Origin of the sequence: Comamonas testosteroni (assembly GCF_030505195.1) — a bacterium.
Classification (GTDB): domain Bacteria; phylum Pseudomonadota; class Gammaproteobacteria; order Burkholderiales; family Burkholderiaceae_C; genus Comamonas; species Comamonas testosteroni_G.
In genome coordinates this window covers 3076248-3098481 of the sequence record NZ_CP129672.1, presented here as the reverse complement: position 1 = coordinate 3098481, position 22234 = coordinate 3076248, and the positions used below count along the sequence as shown (strand labels likewise).

The window sequence follows — 22234 nt, the reverse complement described above, 5'->3', positions numbered from 1 at the left end:
TTTGCATTCAATCACAAATTGCCAAGGCAAAAGATTACATATATTCCTGCAAAAACGTAACTTTTTACGTCTTCGAACGCATGATTCGGTATTTCAGGCTTTCAGATACTCGGCCTTTCCACCCAGCCAGCGGCTGACATGGCGTGCAGCCAGCGCAGGAAACTGCTCAAGCATAAGCGGTGCCAGCTCGCGTGCCCAGTCCAGCAGCAGCACATCCTGCTCCAGATCGGCAAAGCGCAACATGGGGGCGCCAGACTGCCGGGCACCAAGAAACTCGCCCGGCCCGCGAATCTCCAGATCCCGCCTCGCTATCTCGAAGCCGTCATTGGTCTCGGCCATGGCACGCAGGCGCTCCTTGCCGGTATCGGACAAGCGCCCGTTGTCATTGACCGAATACAGCAGCACGCAGGCCGAAGCTGCGGCACCGCGCCCCACTCGGCCGCGCAGCTGGTGCAGCTGCGAGAGGCCGAAGCGCTCCGAGTGCTCGATGACCATCAGCGAGGCATTGGGCACATCCACTCCCACCTCGATCACCGTGGTGGACACCAGCACGCCCATGACCCCGGCTGAAAACAGCTCCATCACGGCCTTTTTCTCGACCGTGGGCATGCGCGAGTGCAGCAGACCCACCATGACACCGGGCAGCATTTCGCTCAAATATTCATGGGTGGCCGTGGCATTCGACAGATCCAGCGCTTCGCTCTCCTCGATCAGCGGGCAGACCCAGTAGACCTGGCGCCCGCTGGCAACCTGGGCACCGATGCGCTCGATCACCTCCTCCTTGCGGCTGTCCGAGATCAGCTTGGTGACGATGGGCGTGCGCCCGGGCGGCAGCTCGTCGATGGTGGAGACATCAAGGTCGGCGTAATAGCTCATGGCCAGCGTGCGCGGAATCGGCGTGGCGCTCATCATCAGCAGATGCGGCTCCATGCCCGTGGCCGCCAGCTTTTGCCGCAGCGCCAGACGCTGGGCCACGCCAAAGCGGTGCTGCTCGTCGATCACGGCCAGGGCCAGGTTCTTGAACTGCACCTGCTCCTGAATCACGGCATGGGTGCCCACGACCAGCGCCGCTTCGCCGCTCGCCACCAGCGCCAGCATCGCGGCGCGCTCCTTCTTTTTCTGGGCACCGGCCAGCCAGGCGACCTTTTTGCCCAGCGGCGCCAAAATCGGCTCCAGCCAGCCAACCAGCTTGCCAAAATGCTGCTCGGCCAGAATCTCGGTGGGCGCCATCAAGGCGCATTGCCAGCCGGCTTCGATACAGGCCACGGCAGACAAGGCCGCCACCACCGTCTTGCCCGAGCCCACATCGCCCTGCAGCAGCCGGTGCATGGGAATGCGGCGCTCCATATCGGCCCGAATTTCGCCCACCACGCGCTGCTGCGCCCCCGTCAGGCCAAACGGCAGCTGCGCGAGAAACTGCTGCGTCAAATCCGCCATGCCGGCCTGCGGCCTGAGCACGGGCGCGCGCAAGCGGGCACGCTCGCGCTTGGCTTCATACTGGGATAGTTGCTGAGCCAGCAGCTCTTCGGCCTTGAGCCTTTGCCAGGCCGGATGGGAATGGTCCTCCAGCGTGACGAGTGCCACATCGGGCGTTGGGTGATGCAAAAAAGTGAGCGCATTGCGCAAGTCATATATGGGTTGAATCCCATCCTGACCATAGAACTGCGCAATGGGAGGTGACTGCCCCGGTGGCAGGGTCTCGGACAGGTCTGCGCGCAGCAGCGCCGAGGCGATGGCCCGCCGCAGATAGGCCTGCGGGAGGCTGGCCGTGGCGGGATAGACAGGCGTCAGCGCCGTGGGCAGCTCTCCGCCCGCCACCCGGAATGCGGGGTGCATCATCTGCCGCCCCCAGAAGCCGCCCTTGACCTCGCCACGGATGCGCAGGCGCGCGCCGGGCGCCATGGTCTTTTGCTGCGACGGATAGAAACTGAAGAAGGTCAACAGACAAGTGCTGCTGCCATCATCCACGGTGACCTTGAGCATGCGCCGCGGGCGCAGTTGCACCTCGCTGTGCGTGACCGTGGCCTCGATCTGCACCGTCTCGCCATCGCGCGCGTTCTTCAGCGGCACGATGCGGGTTTCGTCCTCATAGCGCAGCGGCAGATGCAAAGCCAGATCGATATCGCGCGTCAGCCCCATCTTCAGCAAAGCCTGCTGCGCAGGGCTGATGGTCTTTTTGGGAGCGGCATCCAAATCCGTGCCTGCGTTTTTTTCACGAGTCCCAGCGCGAGTCCCTGCGCGCTTGGCAGCAGACTTCGGCTCGGCAACAGGCTTTTTTGACACAGACAAATAGGACTCCTTGACTACACTCCCCGCGACCAGGAAAGCAATGTATTTATATACAGCATATTCAGGTTTGCAAACAACTGCCTCCAGCGCAACAACGTCAAAATCGCTACCATCCTCAACTTGTTACTTTGTGTTTCCGTAGAAATTCATGTTGAAGCGAGTTGATGTCGAGCACCTTCGCCCGGGAATGTTTGTGCACGAGTTCTGCGGCTCTTGGATGGAGCATCCCTTTTTACGTCCCCGCCTCCTGCTCGATCAGCCCAGGGACCTGGAGCGTCTGCTTGCCACCACCATCCGCCAGGTGTGGATAGACACCAGCAGGGGGGCCGACATTGCCCCCGACATCACGCCCGCAGAGGTCTCCGAGTCGCCAGTCGACGACACTGTGCCGTGCTCACCGGCACGGCTGACCAGAACCAGCGTCGAGTTGCAGCAGGCCCATCAAATCATCGGGCAGGCACGTGATGTGCTCAAGACCATGTTCAACGACGTTCGCCTGGGCCGTCCGCTGGACCTGCCGGCCTCAAGCCTGCTGGTCGACGAGATGGCCGAGTCGATCAAGCGCAACCCCCATGCCCTGATCAGCCTGGCACGCCTGAAGACTGCGGACAACTACTCCTATATGCACAGCATCGCGGTGTGTGCCCTGATGATCGGGCTGGCGCACCGCATGGGCCTGGACGAACACCAGGTGCATCTGGCCGGTATCGCGGGCCTGCTGCACGACATCGGCAAGAGCAAAGTGCCTCTCGAGGTTCTCAACAAGCCTGGGCCGCTGGATGCCGAGGAATGGGTCATCATGAAATCCCACCCTCGCTGGGGCTATGAACTCCTGTTGCCTCAGGGGCTGGACGACACCGTTACCGACGCCTGCCTGCATCACCACGAAAAAGTCGACGGCACGGGCTACCCCGACGGGCTGAAGCAGGACGACATCAGCCTGATGGCGCGCATGACGGCCGTCTGCGACGTCTATGACGCCATCACCTCGGATCGTCCCTACAAGCAAGGCTGGCACCCGGCCATCGCGCTGCAGCGCATGGCGCAATGGGCGCCCCATCATTTCGACAAAGCCATCTTCGAGCAGTTTGTCCAGACAGTGGGCATCTACCCGCTGGGCTCGCTGGTGCGACTGCAGTCGCAGCATCTTGCCGTAGTGCTGGATGTCTCGCCAACCTGTTTGCTGACCCCGAAAGTGCGGCGCTTTTACTGCCTCAGCCAGCAGCGCCGCATAACGCCCGAGATTCTCGACCTGGCTTGTCCCCATGCCAACGACAGCATCGTCGGTCGCGAAGACCCCGCCGACTGGCCCTTCAGGAATCTCAACGAGCTCTGGAACCCCGCCACTGCTCAGCCCTGAAGCCGGCAGCCCTAATGGCGATTTGCGACAATCGCCCACTTGTTTGATTGAACTTGGAACGGGCCTCGTACGGCCCTCAAGCACCGCATGTCTTCCTGCACCCGTGAATTCACACTCAGCGATTTCGACTTCGACCTGCCCGAATCCCTGATTGCCCAGCATCCCACCGCTGTTCGCAGCGCCTCGCGCCTGCTTGATGGCCGCAGCCTCCCTGCCACCGACCGCATCTTCCGCGAACTGCCCGATCTGCTGCAGCCCGGCGACCTGCTGGTCTTCAATGACACCAAGGTCATCAAGGCACGTGTCTTCGGTGAAAAGGCCAGCGGCGGCAAGATCGAACTGCTGGTCGAGCGTGTGCTGCAGAACAACGAGGTCGTGGCCCATATGCGCGTGAGCAAGAAGCCCTTGCCCGGAGCCAAGATCCATCTTTGCGGCGGCCTCAAGAACGGCGGTTTCGAAGCCACGCTGCTGGGCCGCTGGCCGGACGAGAACGGGCCGCTGTTCCAGCTTTCCGTCAAGGGCAACCAGGGCGAGTCGCCCTATGAATTGCTGGAGCAGTTCGGCCACCTGCCGCTGCCGCCTTATATCGAGCGCCAGCAAAACGCCGACCACGACCCGGATGAAAAGGAAGACAGCGAACGCTACCAGACCGTGTTCGCGGCCCACCCTGGTGCCGTAGCCGCACCGACCGCAGCCCTGCATTTCGACGAAACCGTGCTTGCCGCCCTGCAAGCCAAGGGCGTGGAGCGCGCCAGCGTCACCTTGCATGTAGGTGCCGGCACCTTCCAGCCCGTCAAGACCGAAAACCTTGCCGACCACATCATGCATAGCGAGTGGTATGACATTCCCCTGCCCACATTGGCCGCCATGGAGCGCTGCCGCCAGCGCGGCGGCCGCATCATTGCCGTGGGCACCACCACGGTGCGCACGCTGGAGTCCTGGGCCAAGTACGGCAATATCAGCGGAGACACCAGCATCTTCATCACCCCGGGGTTTCAATACCAGGTGGTCGACATGCTGATCACCAACTTCCATCTGCCCAAAAGCACGCTGATGATGCTGGTCAGCGCTTTTGCGGGCTATGAGCACATCATGGCCATGTACCAGCATGCGATTGCCCAGCATTACCGCTTCTTCAGCTATGGAGACTCCATGCTGCTGGAGCGTCAGCGCTGATCTGCAACACATTGGAGCCGCTGCGTCGGCTGCTGGCATAAGGAGTTACAGAAACACTGGGTCCAATCTTGTCTTGGTGGTAGATTTCATCGTTTTGTCAAAGTGCTTATTCATTTAGAAAAAATCAATGGAAGTTCAAACCTCACAAGATGAAGAGTTGGATCTGCTGGATCTATTGGTCACTCTCGCGGAAAACTGGAAAATTCTGATTTTCGGCCCGCTGCTAGCCGGCATCGCGGCCTATGGCATCGGTCTGGTGATCCCCAAGACCTATGAAAGCAGCTCATCGGTTCAGGTGGAGCGTACTGGCTCCAGCTTTACCGCCCCCATGGCCGCCAGCCTGGCCATGTCTGCAGACGTGCTGCACCAGATTGCCCCCATTGCGGGACTGACCGAAGGTCAGACCAAGGAAGAGATCTATAAAAAGCTCAGCAAGCGCATCACCGTCAATGTCGGCAAGCAGGACAAGCTGCTGAATATTGCAACGCAGGCCAAATCGCCTGAAGCGGCTCAAAAGCTCAACCAGGCACTGCTGGACACCTTGTTTCCCCTGAGCAAGCCGCGCGGAATGGAAAAAAAGCAGCTGGAAGTGCAACTGACCTCCGAAAAGACGCGCCTGGAGGAGTCACTCAAGCTCGAGCATGACACTTCTGCCAATCTCTCCTCCGGCAAAAGTGTCACCGAAGCGACCAGCCGCCTCTACGGCGAGCTGCTGACCGCTAACAGCAATCGCCAAAAGGGGATTCTTGACATGGAGCGCCGCCTCGAAGGTCTGGACAATGACGATGTGATCCAGATGCCGACCCTGCCCGAGCTCTCCATCAAGCCCAATAAGTCCATGCTCGCCATTGGTGCGGCTGTGGGCACCGGCTTCATCCTGCTGCTTTTTGTGTTCATCCGGCAAGCGCTGCGCACCGCCAAGGAATCCTCGACCGAGCAGGCCGAAAAAATTGCGCGTATTCGTAACGCCATGCCCTGGTAATCCTTCATCGCCTCATCCAGCGCCCGCACCGAACAGTGCGGGCATTTTTATGGGCGTCGCGACCAGAGTCGACAACCTCATCCACCTAGAATTCTGCGACTCTCTGGTCGCAAATCGCTACGGACATGCTCTCCCGCTGGCTATCTCCCACACTTTCCCAGTCAGCGCAGTCTGCCATCCGCGGTGTTCTGCTCACCATATTCGCCTGTGCGCTTTTTGCGGTTCTGGATAGCGCCACCAAATTCACGGGCACGCTGCTTCCGGTTTTCATGGTTCTGTGGCTGCGCTTCATGGCCCAGGCCATGGTCACCAGCGTGCTGGTTTTGCCTCGGCACGGCTTTTCGGCCCTGAGAACCAGGAACTTGAGGTTTCAGCTTCTGCGGGCAGTTTCAGGGCTTTTGACTACGGTTTGCGCCTTTTTTTGCATCAAAAATATGCCTTTGGCCAATTTCACAGCCATCTGGTCAGCAGCTCCGCTCTTTATCGTGGTCGCATCGGCACTCTTCTTCAAGGAACAGGTCAGCCCTGCCCGCTGGTCGCTGCTGGTGATCGGTCTGCTGGCCGTGATTGCCATCGTCCGACCGGAAAACGATGGACAGCCCTTGGGCCTGGCCGCCCTGTGGCCGGTGGGTCTGCTGGTATCGGGCACCACCTACCAGGTCCTCGGAAGTCGCCTCTCGCGCCTGGATTCACCTCCGACCACCCAGCTTTACTCGACCTGGCTGCCCTTGCTGCTGACCACTCCTGTCATAGGCTTTGTATGGCAGCCCATCGATCAGTGGCAGATCTACGCGGCGGCAACGGTGATGGGCCTTTGCAGCGGCATTGGCCACCTGATGCTGCTGCAGGCGTACACCCACGCCACGCCCGCAACCGTGGCGCCTTTTCTCTACAGCCAGATCGGCTTTGCCATGCTGATGGGCTGGCTGTTTTTCGGACAGCGTCCCGACAGCACATCGCTGATCGGCATGGCGGTGGTGACGCTCAGCGGCCTGACGGGCGTCTGGCTGGGGATCCGGGAAAAGCGCTGAGACAGCCCAGTCCGGCCATCTCAATAGCCGTGTCTGAGCTTGAACTCCCTGGCCTTGCCGAAGTGTCCGTTACCGATAAAGGGCACGGGAGGCCTCAGAGCCGATAGCGGTGAAGGGTGGTTGCTCATCAGCACCAGATGGCCACGATCCTGAGGAATGAACACACGCTTGGACTGGGCGTGCGAGCCCCAGAGCATGAAGACCGTGGGCCGCCCCTGCTCGGCGACATGTCGGATGATGGCATCGGTCAGCTCTTCCCAGCCTTTTTTGGCATGGCTTGCGGCCTGCCCTTCTTCCACCGTCAGGCTGGTGTTGAGCAGCAGCACGCCGCGCTGGGCCCAGCTCACCAGGCTGCCGCCGGGCTGGGGAAAAGCCGGAAACGGCGTGCCCAGCTCGCGTTGCATTTCCTTGAAGATGTTCTGCAGCGATGGCGGCACGCGCACCCCGGGGGCGACAGAAAATGCCAGGCCCTCGGCCTGCCCACGACCATGATAGGGGTCCTGCCCCAGGATCACGACCCGCACATCCTCGGGCGGCGTCAGCTCCAGGGCCCTCAAGGGAGCCGGGGGAAAGATCACGGCGCCGGCGTCCAGTCTTTGCTGCAAAAACTGCAGCAGCTTCTGACCTGTGCTCCCTGCAAAGAAAGGCTCGACAACGGCTTGCCAGTCTGACGAGACAGGCCAGTCCTGTGGATCTGCACTCATCAACTGGGTAGGCGCAGCGGTGTTAGCACCCATGCTCTGGCTAGTGAAGTTCATGCGTGGATTCTCTCAACTTCCACGGCCCCCTCGAAGGATTTCCTCAAGGGTTCTCACCTATTTCGAGGCTCAAAATACCTGATTTCAGTGAGTGACACATTCTGACATTTTGCAAAGAATCGACTCCAACATAGCTGACCACTTGGCGGCTCAGGCTCACAAGGAGTTATTCATGCACACATCTTCTGCCACTCACTCACAAGCCTCTGCCGTGCAGGCCTTCTTTTCCTGCACCCGTCCTGCGTTCACCTTGAGTCCACAGGGCTTCAAGTTTGCCGACTGGGAGTTGAGGCTGCGCTCGCGCAGCCTCATCAGCGCTGCCGGGCATGAGGTGGGGCTCACAAAGAGCGAGTTTGCGCTGCTGCTGGCCCTGCTCAAACGTCCCAGGCAAATCATGAGCCGTGAGCAGATCATGGACATGACACAGGCCCAGGACGATGTTTTTGACCGCGCCATTGACGTACAGATGCTGCGCTTGCGCCGCAAGGTCGAAGCATCGAGCCGCGCACCCACGCTGCTCAAGACCAAGCGCGGTGCCGGTTATTTTCTGGATGCCGATGTACAGGTTCTGCGCTGAACCTGCACCTGAGCCAGTCCTTTATTGAAACAGCTGGGCCAGGGCCTCGCCCGGCTCGCGGGCACGCATAAAGGCCTCTCCCACCAGGAAGGCGTCAATGCCGGCATCACGCATGGTCTTCACATCGTCGCGGCTCAGGATGCCGGACTCGGTCACCAGCAGGCGGTCGGCGGGCACATCCTTCTTGAGCGCAATCGTGGTCTGGATATCGACCTCGAAGCTGCGCAGATTTCGGTTGTTGATGCCCACCAGCGGCGTCTTGAGCTTGAGAGCGCGCTGCAACTCCTCGGCGTCATGCACTTCCACCAGCACATCCATGTCCAGGCTGTGCGCAATCTGCTCCATCTCGGCCATCTGCGCATCGTCCAGGCAGGCGGCGATCAAGAGCACGCAGTCAGCGCCCATCACCCGCGATTCGTAGATCTGATAGGGGTCGACCATGAAGTCCTTGCGCAGCACCGGCAGCAGCGTGCTCGCGCGGGCCTGCTTGAGATAGTCGGGTTGCCCCTGGAAGAACTGACGATCGGTCAGCACCGACAGGCAGGCCGCACTGATCTTGCCGTCGCCCACCATATAGCTCTGGGCGATATCGGCAGGATCGAAGTCGGGGCGGATCACGCCCTTGCTGGGGCTGGCCTTCTTGACTTCGGCAATCACGCCGGCTTGTCCCTTGGCGATCTTGGCACGGATGGCTCCCACGAAATCGCGCGTGGAGACACGGCTTTGCGCATCGCGGCGCATCTCGGCAAACGGCACGGCCTTCTTGGCAGCGGCAACTTCCTGGACCTTGACGTCGCAGATTTTCTTGAGAATGTCAGACATGGTTTTCCTTGTTGGTGGCGGCATCTGCTGGGGCACGCAAGACCTTCACGATGACGCGGTGCATGCCTATGCCCACCACGATGAACAGCAGAGAGATGCCCAGCACGATCCAGGTGCCGGCATCACTCCAGATGGGCGCGTCGAGCAGGCTCATGCCGCTGTCTGGCCGAGCTTTTGCGAATAGGCCACCAGCTCCTGGAGCTTGGCCAGTGCCGCGCCGCTGTCGATGGCCTTCTGCGCACGCTCCAGGCCCTCTTCGATCGAGCTGGCCACATTGGCGGCATACAGGGCAGCGCCGGAGTTCAGACAGACGATATCGCGTGCCGGGCCAGGCTCGCCCTGCAGCACGCCCATCAGCATGGCTTTGGACTCCTCGGGATTCTCGACCTTGAGCGAGCGCGTGCCCGCCATGCGCAGGCCAAAGTCCTCGGGATGGACTTCATACTCGCGCACCACGCCGTCCTTGAGCTCGCCGACCAGCGTGCCCGCACCCAGACTGATTTCGTCCAGGCCATCGCGGCCGTAGACGACCAGCGCATGCTCGGCGCCCAGGCGCTGCAGGGCACGCACCTGGATACCGACCAGGTCTTCGTGGAACACGCCCATCAGGATATTGGGGGCGGATGCCGGGTTGGTGAGCGGGCCCAGGATGTTGAAGATGGTGCGCACGCCCAGTTCCTTGCGCACGGGGGCCACGTTCTTCATGGCCGGATGATGGTTAGGCGCAAACATGAAGCCGATGCCCACATCGCGTATGCAATCGGCGATCTGCGCGGCGTTGAGGTTGATGTTGACGCCCAGCGCCTCCATGGCATCGGCGCTGCCCGACTTGCTGCTGACGCTGCGCCCGCCATGCTTGCTGACCTTGCCGCCCACCGCTGCAATCACAAAGGTCGAGCAGGTCGAGATGTTGAAGGTGTTGGCGCCATCGCCGCCGGTGCCGACGATATCGACCAGATTCCTCTTGTCGTGCACGTTCACCTTGTTGGAGAACTCGCGCATCACCTCGGCCGCAGCCGAGATCTCGCCAATGGTTTCCTTCTTCACGCGCAGGCCGGTGATGATGGAGGCCGTCATCACGGGCGAGAGCTCGCCGCGCATGATCATGCGCATCAGGTGCAGCATTTCGTCATGGAAGATTTCACGATGCTCGATGGTTCGCTGCAGCGCTTCCTGGGGAGTGATCATTGCAATATCTCTCTATGTTTTTAATAGCTGTCTGCGCTTATCAGCAATCGATTTCCTATTGTTTTCATTCTGAAATCAAGCATTGACATGCGATGACAGCTATCAATAAATCAACAGCTATTTCTGGTCGAGAAAGTTCTTCAGCATGGCATGACCATGCTCGGTCAGAATGCTCTCGGGGTGGAACTGCACGCCCTCGATGGCCAGCTCGCGGTGGCGCACCCCCTGGATTTCACCATCTTCGCTGGTCGCCGTGATTTCAAGGCATTCGGGCAGCGTGCTTTGGTCGATGACCAGGGAGTGATAGCGGTTGACCGTGAACTGCCTGGGCAGATCGGCAAACACGCCCTTCTGGTCGGTGCTGATCACGCTGGTCTTGCCATGCATCTGCTGGCCCGCCCGGATGATGTCGCCGCCAAAGGCCGCGCCAATGCTCTGGTGACCCAGGCAGACGCCCAGAATCGGCAGCTTGCCCGCGAAATGCCGGATCGCCGCCACCGAGATGCCCGCCTCGTTGGGCGAGCAGGGCCCGGGCGAGATCACCAGCCGCTCGATGCCTTCGCGCGCGATCAGCGCCTCGACTTCGGCCACCGTGGTTTCGTCGTTGCGCACCACGGTCACCTCTGCGCCCAGCTCGCCAAAGTACTGGACGATGTTGTAGGTAAAGCTGTCGTAGTTATCGACCATCAGCAGTTTCATGGTCTTACTCCCCTGATTTCTTGGGTTCACGCAGGCGCGCAAATTCCTGGTGCTCGTAGGCGATGCAGGCTTCCATCAGCGCGCGATAGACGGTCTCCATCACATCGGGCTGGCCGCCCTCCTGCGCCGTGCGCTCACGCACGCGGCTGACGATGGCCTCGATGCGCGCCTCATCGCGCACCTGGCCCACGTCCCCCTTGATGCGCGCCGCCTGCTGCATATAGCCGATGCGCGTGACCAGCAGCGGCACCAGCACATCGTCGAGCGCATTCACATTGCGGCGTACATCTTCCATGGTGGTGCAGTGCTGCACCTTCTCAATGGAACGATTCATTGCATTTCTCCATCGCGTGGCAGGTCAGTCACTGCACTCAAAGCTGTTGCAGCTCCTTGCAGGAGACGGCCAGCAAGGGCCGCCCCGCAGCAAAGGCCGTCGTCCCCCTTCAAGGGGGAAGGTGCGCAGCGCCTCAGGGGGTAGTCGTTTTTCATTCCAGACCTTCCTCAACGAGTTCTGCAGCGCGCAGCAAGGCGCGGGCCTTGTGCTCGGTCTCTCTCCACTCCAGCTCGGGCACGGAGTCGGCCACCACGCCGGCAGCGGCCTGCACATAGAGCACGTTGTCCTTGATGACGCCGGTACGGATCGCGATCGCCAGATCCATGTCGCCGGCAAAGCTCAGATAGCCGCAGGCACCGCCATAGATGCCGCGCTTGCTGGGCTCGAGCCGGTCGATGATTTCCATGGCATGCACCTTGGGAGCGCCCGTCAGCGTGCCGGCGGGGAAGGTGGCCTTGAACACATCCATGTTCTCCATGCCGTCCTGCAAGATGCCTTCCACATTGCTCACGATATGCATGACATGGCTGTAGCGCTCCACGGCAAAGGCTTCGGTCACCTTGACGCTGCCGGTCCTGGCAATGCGGCCGATATCGTTGCGCGCCAGATCAATCAGCATCACATGCTCGGCACGCTCCTTGGGGTCGGCGATCAGCTCCTGCTCGGTGGCCTTGTCGGCCTCCACCGTATTGCCGCGCGGACGGGTGCCGGCCAGGGGGCGAATCGTGACCTTCTGACCATCGGGCGTGCGCTCCTGACGCACCAGAATCTCCGGGCTGGCTCCCACCACATGGAAATCTCCGAAATGGTAGAAGTACATATAGGGGCTGGGGTTGAGCGAGCGCAGCGCGCGGTACAGCGACAGCGGCGAGGCCGTGAAACGCTTGTGAATGCGCTGGCCTACCTGCACCTGCATGAAGTCGCCCGCCGCAATCAGCTCCTTGGCCTTTTGCACGGCGTCCAGATAGTCCTGCTTGTCGAAGCTGCGCTCTGCGGGATAGCTTTCGCCGGCACGAATCTGCGGCGCGCTGACGGAATAGCGCAGCTGCTCCTTGAGCTGGCGCAGGCGCTTCTTGGCACGTGTATAGGCCTCGGCCTCGCCGGGATTGGCATAGACGATGAGGTAGAGCTTGCCCGAGAGGTTGTCGATGACGGCGACTTCCTCGCACTGCAGCAGCATGATGTCGGGCGTGCCCAGGCTGTCGGGCGGGCAGCTGTTTTCGAGCTTTTTCTCGATATAGCGCACGGCGTCATAGCCGAAATAGCCGGCCAGGCCGCCACAAAAGCGCGGCATGCCGGGTGTGACGGCCACCTTGAAGCGCTGCTGATAGGCCGCAATGAAGTCCAGCGGATTGCCGCCGGCCGTCTCCACCACCTTGCCATCGGTCACCACCTCGGTCCTGGCCTGGTCACCAAAGCCCGAGGCGCGCACAAAGCTGCGTGCCGGCAGACCGATGAAGCTGTAGCGGCCGAAGCGCTCGCCGCCGACCACGGATTCCAGCAAGAAGCTGTACTTGCCGTCGCCATTGGCATGGGCCAGCTTGAGATAGAGGGACAGCGGGGTTTCGAGGTCGGCAAAGGCCTCAATTAACAGCGGGATGCGGTTATAGCCTTGGGCCGCAAGCGATTTGAATTCCAGTTCCGTGATCACGGCAGAAGCTCCGGGAGTCATGGCGCATGGTGCATCTGCACGGTTGGATTACAGGGCAGATGACGCGTTTGAAGAGAAGATGCGCCGGTTCATTCCAATTGGCCCGAAGTATGCAATGCATGGGGCCGCGGGGTGCACGCCGGGCTCGTGCCGGGTGCTTCAGCAGTTCAGATGTGCAGGCTTACGCCAGGGCCAGGCTCCCCGGTCTCCACAACCTGCATTGAACGTGCGATGAATGAACATGATGCCGGACAGTGTAGCGCATGAACTGCGGAATTTCTCCGCAAACCAGATCCCCGGGGAAAGACCCATCTCAAAGCCCCATGCTGGGGACAGTCCTTATTGCGACGAAATCCGGCAGACACAAATATGCACGACCGTTCGCAATTCAAGGCCTCCTGCAGAGCGGCCAGGAACAACCAACACGAGGAGACATTCATGCCCAGCCTACGTTGGCCACAGGCTTTGCTGCTGGCCGCTGCGCTTTCCAGCTTTGCCCCCCATGCTCAGGAGCGCCCGACTGAACCCGTCAAGTTGCATGGAGTGAACTACGCACCCAGCTTGCAGTTGCAGGGTCAGGCCCTGCAGCTCAACGGCGCAGGCACCCGCTACAAGGCCGTGTTCAAGGTCTATACCGCCGGCCTGTACCTGGAAAAGCCGGCGCGCAGCCTGCAGGAAATCGCCGCCCTGCCCGGCCCCAAGCGCATCAGCGTGACCATGCTGCGCGATATCGACTCGGCCGAGCTGGGCAAGCTGTTCTCACGCGGCATGGAAGACAATATGGAGCGGGCCGCCTTCTCCAAGCTGATTCCGGGGGTGATGCGCATGAGCGAGATCTTCACCCAGCACAAAAAGCTGCTTGCAGGCGAGAACTTCTCGGTGGACTGGCTGCCCGGCCAGGGCTCCATCGTGACCGTCAAGGGCCAGCCACAGGGCGAGGCCTTCAAGGAGCCCGAATTCTTCAACGCCCTGCTGGGCATCTGGCTGGGCTCCAAGCCCGCCGATCAGCAGCTCAAGAAGGCGCTGCTGGGCGAGGCACCCTGACTCACTTGAGCAGCTCGCGGTAATAGTTGGGCAGCGCAAACAGCGCGCCGTGTACCTGCTCGTTGTAGTACTGCAGATCCCGCACCTTGCGCTGCTTGAGGCGCTCGGCCAGTTGCGGTGCCTTCAGCTCCAGCGGATCGAGCTCATCGGAGGCCACGGCCAGTCCCCAGTAAGCGCCGTAAAGCGGAATATAGAGGCCGTAGCAACGCACCACGGCAAATTGCTGACGCAGGCTGCGCACCAGCTCGGCCACCTGCGCGCCGTGAAAGACGGGGCTGCCCAGATGCAGCACCAGCGCGCCGCCCGGCGCCAGCACGCGCTTCATGCGTGCCAGCGAGGCCGGTGCATACAGGGCGCTGGCCGGCGTGTCAGGGTCGGTCAAATCCATGAGTGCCAGATCGAAGCGCTCATCGGTTGCCTCCATCAAGGCCAGACCGTCGCCTATGCGGACCTCAACACGGTCATCATCGAGCGCGCCGCGATGCACGGCTTGCAGATGCTGGCGCGAGAACTGCACCACGGCCTCGTCCAGCTCGGCCAGCACCACGCGCTCGATGCTCGGGTGCTTGAGCAGCTCCTCGGCGGCTCCGCCATCTCCCCCACCCAGAATCAAGGCCTTGCGCGGCGCGGGGTGGGCCATGGCGGCCGGGTGCACCAGAGCCTCGTGATAGAAAAACTCCTCGCCCTCGGAGGTCATGAAGCAATCATCCAGACGCAGCACCTTGCCGAACTGCGGCGTCTGCAACAGCTCCAGCTTCTGATACGGGGTCTGCTGCGTCTGCAGCACTGCGGCGCGATAGCCAAAGCGGGCATGGGGCGTGAGCTGCTCCGTGGCCCAGCCGGATTCGGACATGGGTGCAGGGTCCACGCCATGGTCTACCGGCTGCGCCATGCCGATGTCGCCGCGCATCAATTGCTGGCGCAGCACCTGCCCGGGAGCATAGGCCTGGATCACGCCGTCCATCAGGCGTCGAGCCTTTTCCGAGTTGTCCTCGGAAAAATTGCACACATAGACATCGATGGTGACACTGTCCGTCTCGGGCCAGGTATGTATGGCCAGATGGGACTCCGCCAAGAGCACCGTACCCGTCACCCCCCCGGGCTGGCCTTCATAGGGCGGAAACTTCACCCAGGTGTCATCCACCAGGGTCAGGCCGCTGGCTGCAGTCTGGTCGCGGCAAAGCCCGGCGATGGCGTCGGCATCGAGCATGTAGCGCTCATGGCCTGTGCATTGGTAAAGGTCGGCAGTCAGGTGCAGTCCGTGCATGTGGTGCGAGTCCCCCTTTGTTCTCTGCCGACCACACAGTGATGCAGGAGCCGGCATGGATTCAGACAAAGCGACTGACTCTAGCAAATATGCTTATTCGCACTCTTTCATGCCAGATATGCGAACAAAAACACCGGATCACGCAACAAGCTGCTCCAGTGAATCCAGATGCGCCCTGGCCTTGACAGTCGTGATGGGCTGGCCGTGGTTGTAGCCGTAGGTCATCAGCACCACGGGGCAGCCTGCGGCATGGGCGGCCTGGGCATCGTTGCTGGAGTCACCCACCATCAGCGTGCGCGCGGGCTCGCTGCCCAAAGCCTTGCAGGTCTCGACCAGCGGCATGGGGTCGGGCTTTTTGCGCGGGAAGGAGTCGCCACCGAACACGCAGTCGAAAAATCCGTCCAGTCCCTTGGCGGCCAGCAGGGGCTGGGCAAAGGACAAAGGCTTGTTGGTCAGGCAGGCCATGCGCAGCCCCAGGGACTGGAGTGCCTGCAGGCCTTCGGCCACGCCCGGATAGACATCGGCAAACTGGCCATTGATGGCCAGGTAATGGTGCTCGTAACGCTGCCAGGCCTGGGGATACAGGGCATCGATGTTCGGCGCCTCCACATGCGCCAGCACAGAGCGGATCAGATGCTCGCTGCCCTTGCCCACCATGTTCTCGATGATTTGCGGCGCTATGGCCGGCAATTGCAGATCGGCCAGCATGCGGTTGAGCGCCTCGGCAAAATCGCCCAATGTGTTGACCATGGTGCCGTCCAGGTCGACCATCACGGCATCAATTTCGAGGGCTTGGGCGGGTGCAGGCAGAGTCAGCTTCATACAACTATCAATTCAATAGCTGCATGCGCTTTTCAATATTGGGCCTGCAGCCAAAAATAAAAAATATCTACATTGACTGGTACAGGAATCCAACGGCAAAAAAGGCCGGTTGCAGACCAGGGCACCGAGCAATAGCCGCCTCGCGGCGGGGCCGCCCAGGCGGGGCCACCAAGGCGGGGCCACCAAGGCGAAGGTGTCGCCCCTCTCCCATGGCGCGCAGCGCGTAGAGGGAGGGGGAAGGCGCGGGGCCGCCCAGGCAAAGCGCCTCAGGGGGAGTTACGCAAGGTTCTTACGCATGGTGTCGATGACAGCCTTGTAATCGGGCTTGCCGAAGATGGCGCTGCCAGCCACAAAGGTGTCGGCACCGGCATCGGCCACGGCGCGGATATTGGCTTCCTTGATGCCGCCATCAACTTCCAGGCGGATGTCCTTGCCACAAGCATCGATCAACTTGCGGGCCTTTTCGATCTTGCGCAGCGTGCTGTCAATAAAGCTTTGACCACCAAAGCCTGGGTTCACGCTCATCAAGAGGATCAGATCGATGTCTTCGATCATCCAGTCCAGCACCTCCAGCGACGCTGCGGGATTGAACACCAGACCGGCCTTGCAGCCGTGGGCCTTGATGTTCTGCACGCTGCGATGCACATGCTGCGACGCATCGGGGTGAAAGCTGATGTAGTCCGCACCTGCCTTGGCAAAGGCCGTGGCGAGATCGTCCACAGGCTGCACCATCAGATGCACGTCGATGGGCACGGGCTTGCCATCGGGTGTGACCGAATGGGGCTTCAGTGCCTGACAGATCATGGGGCCGAAAGTCAGATTGGGAACGTAATGGTTGTCCATCACGTCAAAGTGGATCCAGTCGGCGCCGGCCGCAATGACATTACGCACTTCTTCACCCAGACGGGCGAAGTCGGCTGACAGGATGGAGGGGGCAATACGGTAGGTGGGGCTCATGGATTGCAATTGTCGCAGTTACCATTAGCTCATGCCAATGAATGAGTTTCTGGTTCAAGTCCAGCCCGCCTACCTGCCCGAGCAATCCGCCCCGGCCGCCGGCGTCTATGTGTTTTCCTACACCATTACCGTCACCAACACGGGTGAGGTGCCGGCGCAGCTGATTGCGCGGCACTGGATCATCACCAACGAGCTGGGCCATGTCGAAGAGGTCAAGGGCCTGGGCGTGGTGGGTCGACAGCCGCTGCTGCAGCCCGGTGAATCCTTCGAGTACAGCAGCGGCTGCCAGCTGCGCACGCCCACGGGCACCATGCGCGGCAGCTATCTCTGCGTGAATCACGAGGGCGAGACCTTCGAATGCGAGGTTCCGCTCTTCGTGCTGCAGGTGAATGAGTCCGGGGACCCCATGCCCATGCCCGAGAAACGCGTTCTGCACTAAGGCAGCCACCCCACATTTGCATGAAGAAAAGCACTCTTGACCTGCCCGGCCTGCTGGCCTCCCTGGATCCCGGCGCAGGCCTTGCGCAACGCCATCTGTGGCTGATCCATCTGGCCGAATGGATACGCGCAGCCGAGCCCTCTGTCGAAGGCGCCGTGCAGCGCGTGAAACAGATCGTCGAGGCCTTCGAGGCCGACCCCGAAGCTCTAGCCCGGCTGCGCCGCTGGAGCCAGACGCTGATGGAGACGGTGGACATCACCGCCCTGCTGGCCGATTTCGGCTTTGCCCCGCGCACGGCCATGGCCAGCGAAGTGGCCGAGCGCCTGCGCTACAAGCTGCTGCCCAGCACGCCCGAGACCGAGGATGCCTCCGAGCTGTTCATGCTGGTCTTTCCCGAGCGTTTCGACGCCCGCTGGCTGCATGCGCTGGACAGCCAGCTCATGGCCCGCATCACCACCTTGCTGACCCCGCAGCAGCTCGAAGAAGGCGTGAGCTTCTGGGAGCGCAACCTGCTGGACGCCATCACCTATTGCGCGGGCCAGATTCTCTCCACCGGGTTTGCCCCCGAGCTGCGCCTGCGCATGAGCGAGCAGGCACGCGAGGAAAAGCCGTTTCATGCGCTGATCCACGATGTGGAAAACCTGCGCGTGGAGGTCATGCTGCCGCTGCGCACCACCGACAGGCGCGACGCCGCTGCAGCGCAGTTGCGCGAGCGGCTTGAGGCCTGCCGCGCCGCCGTGTCCTCGGTCTACTCCTACGTCGAGGCCGAAGGCATTTCCGTCGGCTTGATCTTCCGCCTGCGCCAGGTGCGTGCGCGCATTCTGCGCATTCGCCGCCTGCTCGATTGCCTGCTGGCAGAAGACCGTGCCTACGAGACGTCCGAGCTGCTCTCCAACCTCGTGGCCGTGGGCATAGAGCGGCGCAGCGTGCGCGCGCTGATGTCCACCAACTCATCGCTGCTGGCGGCCAAGGTGGCCGAGCGCAGCGCCGAAACCGGCGAGCACTACATCACCCGCGACGGCAGCGAATACCGCAAGATGGTGGCCAAGGCTGCGGGCGGCGGCTTGGTGATGGCCTTCACCACGCTGGCCAAGTTTGCGCTGTATGCGCTGGGACTGTCCGTCTTCTGGTCGGGACTGGCTGCGGGCTTCAACTACGCCATCAGCTTTGTGCTGATCCAGATGCTGCACTTCACGGTGGCCACCAAGCAGCCGGCCATGACGGCGCCGGCCATGGCTGCCAAGCTCAAGGACATCCAAAGCGATGGATCCATCCAGGAGTTCGTCGATGAGGTCGCCCATCTGGTGCGCTCCCAGGTGGCGGCCATTCTGGGCAACGTGCTCATCGTCTTCCCCGGGGCGTTGCTGCTGTCGCTGGGCTATGCCTATCTTGTCGGTCATCAGGCGCTCAGCACCCCGCATGCGCGCCAGGTGCTGGACTCGCTGAGTCTGCTAGGGCCGTCCGTGCTCTTCGCCGCCTTTACCGGCGTGCTGCTGTTTGTCAGCAGCCTGATTGCCGGCGGTGCGGAAAACTGGTTTGTGCTGCGCAATATCGATTCGGTGATTCGCTACAACCCGCGCATCACACGCTTTCTGGGCACGGGCCGCGCGGATCGCTGGGCAAGCTTCTTGCGCAAGAATGTCTCCAGCCTGGCATCCAATATCTCGCTGGGTTTCATGCTGGGTCTGGTGCCTGCATTTGCGGCCTTCTTCGGCCTGGGACTGGAAGTGCGCCACGTCACCCTGTCCACGGGCCAGATCGGCGTGGCCGTGGCATCGCTGGGCTGGGAAGTGCTGCATGACGATCTGCTGTGGTGGGCCGTGGCCATGCTGCCCTTCAATGCGGCGCTGAATGTGGGGGTGAGCTTCTACCTGGCATTCCGTGTCGCCCTGCGCGCCCATAACGTCAGCGGCGTGGACCGCTCGCGCATCTACAAGGCCATACGCCAGCGTTTCTGGCGCAGGCCGCTGAGCTTTTTCTGGCCTTGACCTTTAACCGCCGCCAACCAGCGGCCCACCAGGCCGCAGCATCGCGGGCGGCCAGAGACCTTATGGGTGAATTCGATCTGATCCGCCGCTATTTCCAGCGCCCCGTGCGTCGCGCCGCCCTTGGCGTGGGCGACGACTGCGCACTGCTGGCCCCGGCCCCCGGCATGCAACTGGCCATCTCCAGCGACATGCTGGTCGAGGGCCGCCACTTCTTTGCCGATGTGAACCCGCGCCTGCTGGGCCACAAGGCTCTGGCCGTCAACCTCAGCGATCTGGCAGCCAGCGGTGCCAGGCCTCTGGCGTTCACGCTGGCCCTGTCCCTGCCCGGTGCCGACGAAGACTGGATCAGCGAATTTGCGGCCGGCCTGCTGACCCTGGCCGATGCCCATGAATGCGAGCTGATCGGCGGCGACACCACGGGCGGCCCGCTCAATATCTGTATCACCGTGTTCGGCGAAGTCCCTGCCGGCCAGGCCTTGCTGCGCAGCGGCGCCAGGGCCGGCGATGAGATCTGGGTCAGCGGCACTCTGGGCGATGCACGCCTGGCACTGGAGGCCATGCTGGGCCGCGTGCAATTGCCTGCCGAGCTGCTGCTGCAGGCGCGCCAGAGGCTGGAAGCACCGACGCCGCGCGTGGCCCTGGGCCTGGCGCTACGCGGCCTGGCCAGCAGCGCGCTGGATGTCAGCGACGGCCTGCTCGGCGACCTCGGCCATATCCTGGAGCTGTCCAGCGTCGGTGCCACGGTAGACAGCCGCTGCACCACGCCGTTGATGGCTGCAGCTGCCTATCCGCAAAGCGGTGCTTGGCAGTTCGATTCAACGCTGCAGCAGCAATGCACGCTGGCCGGCGGCGACGACTACGAGCTGTGTTTTACCGCCCCCGCAGCGCGGCATGCCGACGTGCTGGCAGCAGGCGCTGCCAGCGGCACGCCGGTGCATCGCATAGGCCGTATCGATGCCGAGCCGGGCCTGCGCGTGATCGGCGCTGACGGTGCGCTGCTGCAACACCGCTGGAAGTCCTTCGACCACTTCGGCGGATGAACGCAAGGAGCGCGGGCCGGACACACGATGCGCCAGCATAGGGATAGGAAACCGCCTGGGTTAAGCTCAAACCCTTAGGACTTACGCAAACAGGAATAACAAGGGCCGGCCTGCTGAGGCAGTCGTCTTGCCTGAGCCCGTTTTGCACAAGTCATGTCCCTGTCCACTGCCCACAAGAGCCGCCAATGCGTTCAAGCCGTCTTCTGCCTGTGTCCATGGTCTATGTCGCAGCTGCTTTGCCCGGGCTCGCCCTGGCCGACGCCGGCAGCCTCAGTGTCTCCGGCAATCGCGCGCCCATCACCGAAGTCATGCTCTATCCCGGCATCGCCGCCGTACAGCGCGAGGCACGCATCGACGCCCAGACCCGCCTGCTCAGCTTTGAATGCCTGCCCGCCAGCGTGGATACGCAGAGCCTGCAGATCAGTGGCGACGAAGGCGTGCGCGTGGGTGAAATCAAGACCCTGATGCAGTCCAGGCAGGTGGCGGCCAAGGAATGCACCAGCCCGCTGGATCAGCAGATTCGCGCCCTCGAAGATCAGCTCGCGAACATCGAGGCCGAAGAAGGGGCAGCCCGGCTGGTGGGCGATTTTCTGCAGGGCATGAGCAAGCCCGGCGACCAAGCCAGAACCAGCCCCGCTCAGATCGCCGGCACCAGCCAGGCCCTGCGCCAGACCAGCCGCGACAACAGCCTGCGTGCTCACCAGATTCAGCGCCAGAAGCAGGATCTGCTGGCACAGCTTCAGCCCCTGCGCCAGGAGCGCGACCGCACGGGCTCCGAGCAGTCTCAGGTCATGAAAGTCAGCGTGCAGCTGGCCAGCCCGCGCGCGGCCAATGTGCGCCTGAGCTACCAGGTGCGCGGCCCCAGCTGGCAGCCCAGCTACCGCGCTCAGCTGAACACCGCCAGGCAGCAGGTGCAGCTGGAGCGTCAGGCCCTGGTCGTGCAGGCCAGTGGCGAGGACTGGAGCAATGTGCGCCTGCGCCTGTCCACCGGACAGCCCGGCCGCAACACCCAAGGTGTCATGCCGCGCCCCTGGACGGTGGATATCGCTCAGCCACTGCCCCCTGCCGCACCGGCACCGGCCCCCGTCGCCATGATGGCGCGCAGCGGAGCCAGGGCGATGCGCGAAGAGGCAGCGGCACCGGACTTGCCAGCACTCGATGTCTCCAGCATCAATACGGCCTACAGCACGCAATTCATCGTGCCGTACAAGATCAGCGTGCCCTCCAGCGCCGAGCGCATCACGCTGTCGCTAGGTCAGGAAAATCTGGCCACCAGCTTGCTGACCCGCACCGCGCCGGCCATGGAAGAGGCAGCCTATCTGATTGCCACGCTGCAGGCTCCGCCAGGCATCTGGCCGGCGGGCCCGGTAGCGCTGTTCCGGGACGAGGCGCTGGTTGGCAATGGCAGACTGGACTTTGGCAACGCTCAGGCGCTGGCGCAAGGACTGTCTTTTGGTCGCGATGACAACGTCGTGGTGCGCCGCCTGCCTGCGCAAAGCCATACCGGCAGCGGCGGCTGGGCCAGCAGCAAAACCGAGCGCAGCATCGCACGCAACTACGCCGTGGAAAACCGCCACAACCAGCCCATCGCGCTGCAGGTGCTGGACTCGGCTCCTGTTTCGCGCAATGAGCAGATCAAGGTGCAGTCGCAGTACAGCCCGCAGCCTGCCACCACCAGTTGGAATGCGCAAAACGGCATGGTTGCCTGGGAGCAGAATCTGGCCGCCCGCAGCACCGCCCAGTTCCAGGCCACGCACCAGATCCGCTTCCCCGAAAACCAGCCCATCTCCGGCCTGCAATAAGGCAGCGC

21 protein-coding genes are annotated in these 22234 nt (G+C 62.2%); 10 read left to right on the top strand and 11 right to left on the bottom strand.

Annotated features, from left to right (window positions below):
* Positions 1 to 93 precede the first annotated feature (93 nt).
* The gene (gene recG / locus QYQ99_RS14260) at positions 94 to 2289 is read right to left on the bottom strand and encodes an ATP-dependent DNA helicase RecG (protein WP_437439036.1); all 2196 of its coding nucleotides are present in this window, start codon (positions 2287 to 2289) and stop codon (positions 94 to 96) included.
* Positions 2290 to 2437: 148 nt separating this feature from the next.
* On the opposite strand from recG, the gene QYQ99_RS14255 reads away from it, so the two are divergent.
* The 4 genes from QYQ99_RS14255 (at position 2438) to QYQ99_RS14240 (ending at position 6838) form a co-directional block, all read left to right on the top strand.
* Entirely contained in the window at positions 2438 to 3649 is a 1212-nt protein-coding gene (locus tag QYQ99_RS14255) for an HD-GYP domain-containing protein (protein ID WP_304351809.1), read from the top strand.
* An 87-nt stretch (positions 3650 to 3736) separates the two neighbouring features.
* The gene (gene queA, locus QYQ99_RS14250; RefSeq protein ID WP_302088780.1) at positions 3737 to 4825 is read left to right on the top strand and encodes a tRNA preQ1(34) S-adenosylmethionine ribosyltransferase-isomerase QueA; all 1089 of its coding nucleotides are present in this window, start codon (positions 3737 to 3739) and stop codon (positions 4823 to 4825) included.
* 127 nt (positions 4826 to 4952) lie between these two features.
* The gene (locus QYQ99_RS14245) at positions 4953 to 5807 is read left to right on the top strand and encodes a Wzz/FepE/Etk N-terminal domain-containing protein (RefSeq protein ID WP_302088779.1); all 855 of its coding nucleotides are present in this window, start codon (positions 4953 to 4955) and stop codon (positions 5805 to 5807) included.
* A 125-nt stretch (positions 5808 to 5932) separates the two neighbouring features.
* Positions 5933 to 6838 carry a DMT family transporter gene (locus tag QYQ99_RS14240; protein ID WP_302088778.1) on the top strand — a complete coding sequence of 302 codons (906 nt, stop codon included), beginning with the start codon at positions 5933 to 5935 and terminating at the stop codon, positions 6836 to 6838.
* A 20-nt stretch (positions 6839 to 6858) separates the two neighbouring features.
* On the opposite strand, the gene QYQ99_RS14235 is transcribed toward QYQ99_RS14240, so the two are convergent.
* Positions 6859 to 7596, bottom strand: a complete 738-nt coding sequence (locus QYQ99_RS14235; protein ID WP_302088777.1) for a uracil-DNA glycosylase — start codon at positions 7594 to 7596, stop codon at positions 6859 to 6861.
* A 172-nt stretch (positions 7597 to 7768) separates the two neighbouring features.
* Here QYQ99_RS14235 and QYQ99_RS14230 point away from each other — a divergent pair, with 172 nt between their 5' ends.
* A complete protein-coding gene (locus QYQ99_RS14230) occupies positions 7769 to 8173 on the top strand; it encodes a winged helix-turn-helix domain-containing protein (RefSeq protein ID WP_302088776.1) in 405 nt (134 codons plus the stop codon).
* Between the two features lie 21 nt (positions 8174 to 8194).
* Here the strand turns inward: QYQ99_RS14230 and trpC are convergent, their stop codons facing one another.
* The 6 genes from trpC to trpE all read right to left on the bottom strand — a co-directional run bounded on the left by trpC (position 8195) and on the right by trpE (position 12867).
* Complete coding sequence (gene trpC, locus QYQ99_RS14225; protein WP_302088775.1) at positions 8195 to 8995, bottom strand: indole-3-glycerol phosphate synthase TrpC; 801 nt, start codon at positions 8993 to 8995, stop codon at positions 8195 to 8197.
* The gene (locus QYQ99_RS14220) at positions 8988 to 9149 is read right to left on the bottom strand and encodes a hypothetical protein (RefSeq protein ID WP_302088774.1); all 162 of its coding nucleotides are present in this window, start codon (positions 9147 to 9149) and stop codon (positions 8988 to 8990) included. The genes trpC and QYQ99_RS14220 overlap by 8 nt, the downstream gene beginning before the upstream one ends.
* Complete coding sequence (gene trpD / locus QYQ99_RS14215) at positions 9146 to 10189, bottom strand: anthranilate phosphoribosyltransferase (RefSeq protein WP_302093179.1); 1044 nt, start codon at positions 10187 to 10189, stop codon at positions 9146 to 9148. Before trpD ends, QYQ99_RS14220 begins: the two co-directional genes overlap by 4 nt.
* Before the next feature lie 111 nt (positions 10190 to 10300).
* On the bottom strand, positions 10301 to 10882 hold the full coding sequence (locus QYQ99_RS14210) for an aminodeoxychorismate/anthranilate synthase component II (RefSeq protein ID WP_302088773.1): 582 nt from the start codon (positions 10880 to 10882) through the stop codon (positions 10301 to 10303).
* 4 nt (positions 10883 to 10886) lie between these two features.
* Positions 10887 to 11216 carry a chorismate mutase gene (locus tag QYQ99_RS14205; RefSeq protein ID WP_302088772.1) on the bottom strand — a complete coding sequence of 110 codons (330 nt, stop codon included), beginning with the start codon at positions 11214 to 11216 and terminating at the stop codon, positions 10887 to 10889.
* Positions 11217 to 11367: 151 nt separating this feature from the next.
* Positions 11368 to 12867: an anthranilate synthase component I gene (trpE, locus tag QYQ99_RS14200; protein WP_302088771.1), complete on the bottom strand. Its 1500-nt coding sequence runs from the start codon at positions 12865 to 12867 to the stop codon at positions 11368 to 11370.
* 438 nt (positions 12868 to 13305) lie between these two features.
* On the opposite strand from trpE, the gene QYQ99_RS14195 reads away from it, so the two are divergent.
* On the top strand, positions 13306 to 13911 hold the full coding sequence (locus QYQ99_RS14195; protein ID WP_302088770.1) for a chalcone isomerase family protein: 606 nt from the start codon (positions 13306 to 13308) through the stop codon (positions 13909 to 13911).
* 1 nt (position 13912) lies between these two features.
* Here QYQ99_RS14195 and speE read toward each other — a convergent pair whose 3' ends face one another.
* From speE to rpe, 3 genes are all read right to left on the bottom strand, one after another.
* Complete coding sequence (gene speE, locus QYQ99_RS14190) at positions 13913 to 15178, bottom strand: polyamine aminopropyltransferase (RefSeq protein ID WP_302088769.1); 1266 nt, start codon at positions 15176 to 15178, stop codon at positions 13913 to 13915.
* A 138-nt stretch (positions 15179 to 15316) separates the two neighbouring features.
* Positions 15317 to 16000 (bottom strand): phosphoglycolate phosphatase, encoded by a 684-nt coding sequence (locus QYQ99_RS14185; RefSeq protein ID WP_302088768.1) that lies wholly within the window; start codon positions 15998 to 16000, stop codon positions 15317 to 15319.
* Positions 16001 to 16276: 276 nt separating this feature from the next.
* Positions 16277 to 16957 carry a ribulose-phosphate 3-epimerase gene (gene rpe / locus QYQ99_RS14180; protein WP_302088767.1) on the bottom strand — a complete coding sequence of 227 codons (681 nt, stop codon included), beginning with the start codon at positions 16955 to 16957 and terminating at the stop codon, positions 16277 to 16279.
* Positions 16958 to 16988: 31 nt separating this feature from the next.
* Between rpe and apaG the strand changes: the two genes are divergently transcribed.
* From apaG to QYQ99_RS14160, 4 genes are all read left to right on the top strand, one after another.
* The gene (gene apaG / locus QYQ99_RS14175) at positions 16989 to 17396 is read left to right on the top strand and encodes a Co2+/Mg2+ efflux protein ApaG (protein ID WP_302088766.1); all 408 of its coding nucleotides are present in this window, start codon (positions 16989 to 16991) and stop codon (positions 17394 to 17396) included.
* A gap of 20 nt (positions 17397 to 17416) precedes the next feature.
* Entirely contained in the window at positions 17417 to 19384 is a 1968-nt protein-coding gene (locus QYQ99_RS14170; RefSeq protein ID WP_302088765.1) for a site-specific recombinase, read from the top strand.
* A 62-nt stretch (positions 19385 to 19446) separates the two neighbouring features.
* Positions 19447 to 20424, top strand: a complete 978-nt coding sequence (gene thiL / locus QYQ99_RS14165) for a thiamine-phosphate kinase (RefSeq protein ID WP_302088764.1) — start codon at positions 19447 to 19449, stop codon at positions 20422 to 20424.
* A gap of 185 nt (positions 20425 to 20609) precedes the next feature.
* Positions 20610 to 22226, top strand: a complete 1617-nt coding sequence (locus QYQ99_RS14160) for a DUF4139 domain-containing protein (protein ID WP_302088763.1) — start codon at positions 20610 to 20612, stop codon at positions 22224 to 22226.
* Positions 22227 to 22234 lie beyond the last annotated feature (8 nt).